Origin of the sequence: Citrobacter sp. BIDMC107, assembly GCF_001037575.1 — a bacterium.
Lineage (GTDB): Bacteria > Pseudomonadota > Gammaproteobacteria > Enterobacterales > Enterobacteriaceae > Citrobacter > Citrobacter freundii.
Map to the genome: position 1 here is coordinate 148,175 of NZ_KQ089851.1, position 5,368 is coordinate 153,542.

Below are 5,368 nucleotides of genomic sequence, written 5' to 3' on the forward strand. Positions count from 1 at the left end.
GCACCGGCGCCCGGCAAGATGGGCGGATTCCCACACGACAGCGGCGCCCGGCAAGGTGGGCCGATTCCCACACGACAGCGGCGCCCGGCAAGATGGGCGGATTTACACACGGCAGCGGCGCTCGGCAAGATGGGCGGATTTCCACACGGCAGCGGCGCGGGGCCAGTGGGATTCAGGAGAATAGGTGTTTTACCGAATGCCCTGACGAGGCGTAAAAAAACCGCTTGGCGGCGGCCTCATAAAGCAGAAAACCCGCTCAAGGCGGGTTATCTGCTCTGTAGCGGCTTTGTTAATGGAATGGTCGCCTCCCATCTCTTGTGCCACAGTGGGACGATAAATCGTCACTCATTGAACGGAGCGCTGCTATCATGAACGTTAAAACTATTGGAATCGATTTGGCAAAAAACGTTTTCCAGATCCATGGGGTTGACGAGCACGGAAAACGGTTGTTCAACAAACAACTCAGACGGGCACAAATGGCCTCCTTTTTTGCCAACATCCCACCCTGTTTGATCGGCATGGAGGCCTGTGCATCTGCTCATTTCTGGGCCAATAAACTGATATCGATGGGCCATAATGTCAAACTGATGGCCCCTCAGTTCGTCAAACCCTATGTTAAAACCAATAAGCATGATGCTGCAGACGCTGAAGCTATTTGTGAAGCCGTCACTCGACCTAACATGCGGTTCGTGCCGGTCAAAACCGCTGAGCAGCAAGCCGTATTGGCACTTCACCGGAGTCGTCAGAGCTTCATCAAACAGCGAACCGCACAAGCCAATCAAATCAGGGGGTTATTGGCCGAATTTGGCATTGTCGTCCCCCGAGGTATCCAGCAGCTACAGCGACGATTACCTGAGCTCGTGGAAGATGCGGATAACCCGTTACCCGTCCTGTTTCGTACACAGCTGAGTCTACTACAGCACCACATGGCGTACCTGTTCGATGTCATCGCTACACTCGACAAGCAGATTGAGCAGTGCTATCGGCAAAATGCTCTCTGCCAGCGTATCGGCAAGATCCCTGGTATTGGCCCTGTTACCGCCAGCGCGCTGATTGCGACCATTGGTAAAGCCAACAATTTCGAGAATGGCCGACAACTGGCTGCCTGGCTCGGATTGGTTCCACGTCAGCACTCCAGTGGGGGTAAACAAGTCCTGCTCGGGATAAGCAAGCGAGGTGATACCTATTTGAGGACCTTGCTTATCCATGGTGCCAGGGCGGTATTGCAGTCGGCCAAACATAAACAGGATGCCGTATCGAGCTGGGCTAACCAGCTAATGGCGCGCCGGAATAACAACATTGCCTCGGTAGCATTGGCTAACAAGAATGCGCGGACTGTGTGGGCGCTCCTGGCCAAAGAGCGGGAGTATTGTGCACCAATAATAAGCGCTTAAGTTGCTTAATCAGTAAGACAGAAACAACACCACCGATTGCCCAGGCAAGCATGAAGTGATGGCAAGACAGGTCAGACCGCGATGGGGAAAACCCGGTTTATTCAAGGCTCCTGAAAGAGCGCTTTGTTGATAGAGGCCTCCATCAGCGTATTCCATCAGGGACAGAGGTATTTTACATCACCTCGGCAAAGTCCGGATCTATGGCTGCAATCGATGACCAGTAAAGCCACCACAACATATTTAGCTTGGCAAACAGGAGGCGACCATCTATGAATAAATCGAACTTTTGCTGAATTGAAGGATCAGATCACGCATCTTCCCGACAACGCAGACCGTTCCGTGGCAAAGCAAAAGTTCAAAATCACCAACTGGCCCACCTACAATAAAGCCCTCATCAACCGTGGCTCCATAACTTTCTGGCTGGATGATGAAGCTATTCAGGCCTGGTATGAGTCGGCAACGCCTTCATCACGGGGAAGACCTCAGCGCTATTCTGATCTCGCCATCACCACCGTTCTGGTCATTAAACGCGTGTTCAGGTTGACCCTGCGGGCTGCACAGGGTTTTATTGATTCCATTTTTACACTGATGAATGTTCCGTTGCGCTGCCCGGATTACACCAGTGTCAGCAAGCGCGCAAAGTCGGTTAATGTCAGTTCACCCGGGGTGAAATCGCGCATCTGGTGATTGATTCCACCGGGCTGAAGGTCTTTGGTGAAGGCGAATGGAAAGTCAAAAAACACGGCAAAGAACGCCGCCGTATCTGGCGTAAGCTGCATCTGGCCGTTGACAGCAACACACATGAAATCATCTGTGCAGACCTGTCGCTGAACAATGTGACGGACTCAGAAGCCTTCCCGGGTCTTATCCGGCAGACTCACAGAAAAATCAGGGCAGCATCGGCAGACGGCGCTTACGACACCCGGCTCTGTCACGATGAACTGCGGCGTAAGAAAATCAGCGCGCTTATCCCTCCCCGAAAAGGTGCGGGTTACTGGCCCGGTGAATATGCAGACCGTAACCGTGCAGTGGCTAATCAGCGAATGACCGGGAGTAATGCGCGGTGGAAATGGACAACAGATTACAACCGTCGCTCGATAGCGGAAACGGCGATGTACCGGGTAAAACAGCTGTTCGGGGGTTCACTGACGCTACGTGACTACGATGGTCAGGTTGCGGAGGCTATGGCCCTGGTACGAGCGCTGAACAAAATGACGAAAGCAGGTATGCCTGAAAGCGTGCGTATTGCCTGAAAACACAACCCGCTACGGGGGAGACTTACCCGAAATCTGATTTATTCATAGATGGTCGCCTCCTGTTTGCCAAGCTAAATATGTTGTGGTGGCTTTACTGGTCATCGATTGCAGCCATAGATCCGGACTTTGCCGAGGTGATGTAAAATACCTCTGTCCCTGATGGAATACGCTGATGGAGGCCTCTATCAACAAAGCGCTCTTTCAGGAGCCTTGAATAAACCGGGTTTTCCCCATCGCGGTCTGACCTGTCTTGCCATCACTTCATGCTTGCCTGGGCAATCGGTGGTGTTGTTTCTGTCTTACTGATTAAGCAACTTAAGCGCTTATTATTGGTGCACAATACTCCCGCTCTTTGGCCAGGAGCGCCCACACAGTCCGCGCATTCTTGTTAGCCAATGCTACCGAGGCAATGTTGTTATTCCGGCGCGCCATTAGCTGGTTAGCCCAGCTCGATACGGCATCCTGTTTATGTTTGGCCGACTGCAATACCGCCCTGGCACCATGGATAAGCAAGGTCCTCAAATAGGTATCACCTCGCTTGCTTATCCCGAGCAGGACTTGTTTACCCCCACTGGAGTGCTGACGTGGAACCAATCCGAGCCAGGCAGCCAGTTGTCGGCCATTCTCGAAATTGTTGGCTTTACCAATGGTCGCAATCAGCGCGCTGGCGGTAACAGGGCCAATACCAGGGATCTTGCCGATACGCTGGCAGAGAGCATTTTGCCGATAGCACTGCTCAATCTGCTTGTCGAGTGTAGCGATGACATCGAACAGGTACGCCATGTGGTGCTGTAGTAGACTCAGCTGTGTACGAAACAGGACGGGTAACGGGTTATCCGCATCTTCCACGAGCTCAGGTAATCGTCGCTGTAGCTGCTGGATACCTCGGGGGACGACAATGCCAAATTCGGCCAATAACCCCCTGATTTGATTGGCTTGTGCGGTTCGCTGTTTGATGAAGCTCTGACGACTCCGGTGAAGTGCCAATACGGCTTGCTGCTCAGCGGTTTTGACCGGCACGAACCGCATGTTAGGTCGAGTGACGGCTTCACAAATAGCTTCAGCGTCTGCAGCATCATGCTTATTGGTTTTAACATAGGGTTTGACGAACTGAGGGGCCATCAGTTTGACATTATGGCCCATCGATATCAGTTTATTGGCCCAGAAATGAGCAGATGCACAGGCCTCCATGCCGATCAAACAGGGTGGGATGTTGGCAAAAAAGGAGGCCATTTGTGCCCGTCTGAGTTGTTTGTTGAACAACCGTTTTCCGTGCTCGTCAACCCCATGGATCTGGAAAACGTTTTTTGCCAAATCGATTCCAATAGTTTTAACGTTCATGATAGCAGCGCTCCGTTCAATGAGTGACGATTTATCGTCCCACTGTGGCACAAGAGATGGGAGGCGACCATTCCATTAACAAAGCCGATTACCACCTGAAACCAGGTCTATATAGGCCAAAAGTTCATCTGATACTTTTGCGGTTATTGTTGGCATTCAGTCCTCACTTTGTGCATTTTTTAAACGAAAAAAGGGTGTCTAATACGGTGAAATCATAGTATTACCAAAGTAATAAATAAAAAATTCTTTAAATCAGTAAGTTAGATTGGATTTGTAATACCTGGGTAATACCGCAGCATGGCTAAATTTTGTTTTTTTGCTTTTAAATCAGTGTGATAGCGTGATTTATCACGCTGCGTTAGGTGTATAGCAGGTTAAGGGATAAAAAATCATCTTTTTTTGGTAGGGCGATCTCCGTAGGTTAAGGGTCATTTGGCTAAAAAGCGTCCTATTCTTTGATGGTCATGCTTGCATGACCATCTGAGCAACCAAAAACTACAGATAAACTACAAAAAACGTTTTGCCTTAGTGTTGGAAGACTACAAATAAACTACAATAAAACTACAAAGAAACTACAAAAAACGTGACAGACTACAAATAGACTACAAGAAAACTACATATAAACTACAAAACTCGATTGACCCCTTCTTACGAGTGTTGTAGAGTCATTTTCATACAACGGAGGGGGTTATGAATAAACCAGCAGATCTGAAACCCCGCAACTTATCGGCTGCTGTCAGATTGCGCCTAAATGAAATCGAGAACTGGCTGGACAGAGGGCTAACGCGGCATGAAATTGCTGAAATCCTCGACAGCGAATACAGCTTTTCGGTAACAGCCAAAGGGCTTGAGATGGCACTGTATAGAACGCGGCAAAACCGAAAAAATGTATTGCACAATACACATGATAAGAGTAGCGCGAAGGGTGCAGCGGAAAGTGTATTGCACAATACACAACCGTCTGAGCCTGAAGCGCAGGAAAGTGAAAAAGCAGAGAGTCCCGGCATTATTGATAAAGAATTCTTCAATAAAATCGGTGAGAATTTCGACCCTAAGAAGTTCAACAAAAAATTCTGAGGTGATTTATGAAAGTAGCGGTAATTAATTACAGTGGCAGTGTTCGTAAAACCTTAATTTCATCTTACCTGTTAGCCCCGCGCCTGACTGGTGCAAAGTTCTATGCGGTAGAGACTATCAACCAGTCTGCTTCCGATCTGGGTATTGAAAATGTGACCAGTTTTAAAGGTGACGACTTCTCACGTTTGATTGAGGGGTAATGACTCCAACTTACTGATTTAGTGTATGATGGTGTTTTTGAGGTGCTCCCGTGGCTTCCATCTCCATCAGTTGTCCCTCCTGCTCAGCTACTGAAGGCGT

The 5,368-nt window shown here is 49.4% G+C and carries 4 protein-coding genes and 1 pseudogene; 4 read left to right on the forward strand and 1 reads right to left on the reverse strand.

What is annotated here, in order from left to right; translation table 11 throughout:
- Nucleotides 1-368: 368 nt before the first annotated feature.
- Together SK39_RS24795 and SK39_RS26735 are read left to right on the forward strand one after the other, a co-directional pair.
- Entirely contained in the window at nucleotides 369-1,394 is a 1,026-nt protein-coding gene (locus SK39_RS24795) for an IS110 family RNA-guided transposase (protein WP_001101446.1), read from the forward strand.
- Nucleotides 1,395-1,688: 294 nt separating this feature from the next.
- Nucleotides 1,689-2,647: pseudogene (locus tag SK39_RS26735) on the forward strand (IS5 family transposase).
- 318 nt (nucleotides 2,648-2,965) lie between these two features.
- Here SK39_RS26735 and SK39_RS24810 read toward each other — a convergent pair.
- Nucleotides 2,966-3,991: an IS110 family RNA-guided transposase gene (locus SK39_RS24810; protein WP_001101446.1), complete on the reverse strand. Its 1,026-nt coding sequence runs from the start codon at nucleotides 3,989-3,991 to the stop codon at nucleotides 2,966-2,968.
- A 690-nt stretch (nucleotides 3,992-4,681) separates the two neighbouring features.
- On the opposite strand from SK39_RS24810, the gene stbA reads away from it, so the two are divergent.
- Both stbA and SK39_RS24820 read left to right on the forward strand, forming a co-directional pair.
- The gene (gene stbA, locus SK39_RS24815) at nucleotides 4,682-5,068 is read left to right on the forward strand and encodes a plasmid stabilization protein StbA (RefSeq protein ID WP_001039463.1); all 387 of its coding nucleotides are present in this window, start codon (nucleotides 4,682-4,684) and stop codon (nucleotides 5,066-5,068) included.
- Between the two features lie 8 nt (nucleotides 5,069-5,076).
- Entirely contained in the window at nucleotides 5,077-5,268 is a 192-nt protein-coding gene (locus SK39_RS24820; RefSeq protein ID WP_000861580.1) for a hypothetical protein, read from the forward strand.
- Nucleotides 5,269-5,368 lie beyond the last annotated feature (100 nt).

What these genes read in the sequence shown, in the direction of transcription:
- SK39_RS24820 (WP_000861580.1), top strand. Translation starts at nt 5,077, where the DNA reads ATGAAAGTAGCGGTAATTAATTACAGTGGCAGTGTTCGTAAAACCTTA.
- stbA (WP_001039463.1), top strand. Translation starts at nt 4,682, where the DNA reads ATGAATAAACCAGCAGATCTGAAACCCCGCAACTTATCGGCTGCTGTC.
- SK39_RS24810 (WP_001101446.1), bottom strand. Translation starts at nt 3,991, where the DNA reads ATGAACGTTAAAACTATTGGAATCGATTTGGCAAAAAACGTTTTCCAG.
- SK39_RS24795 (WP_001101446.1), top strand. Translation starts at nt 369, where the DNA reads ATGAACGTTAAAACTATTGGAATCGATTTGGCAAAAAACGTTTTCCAG.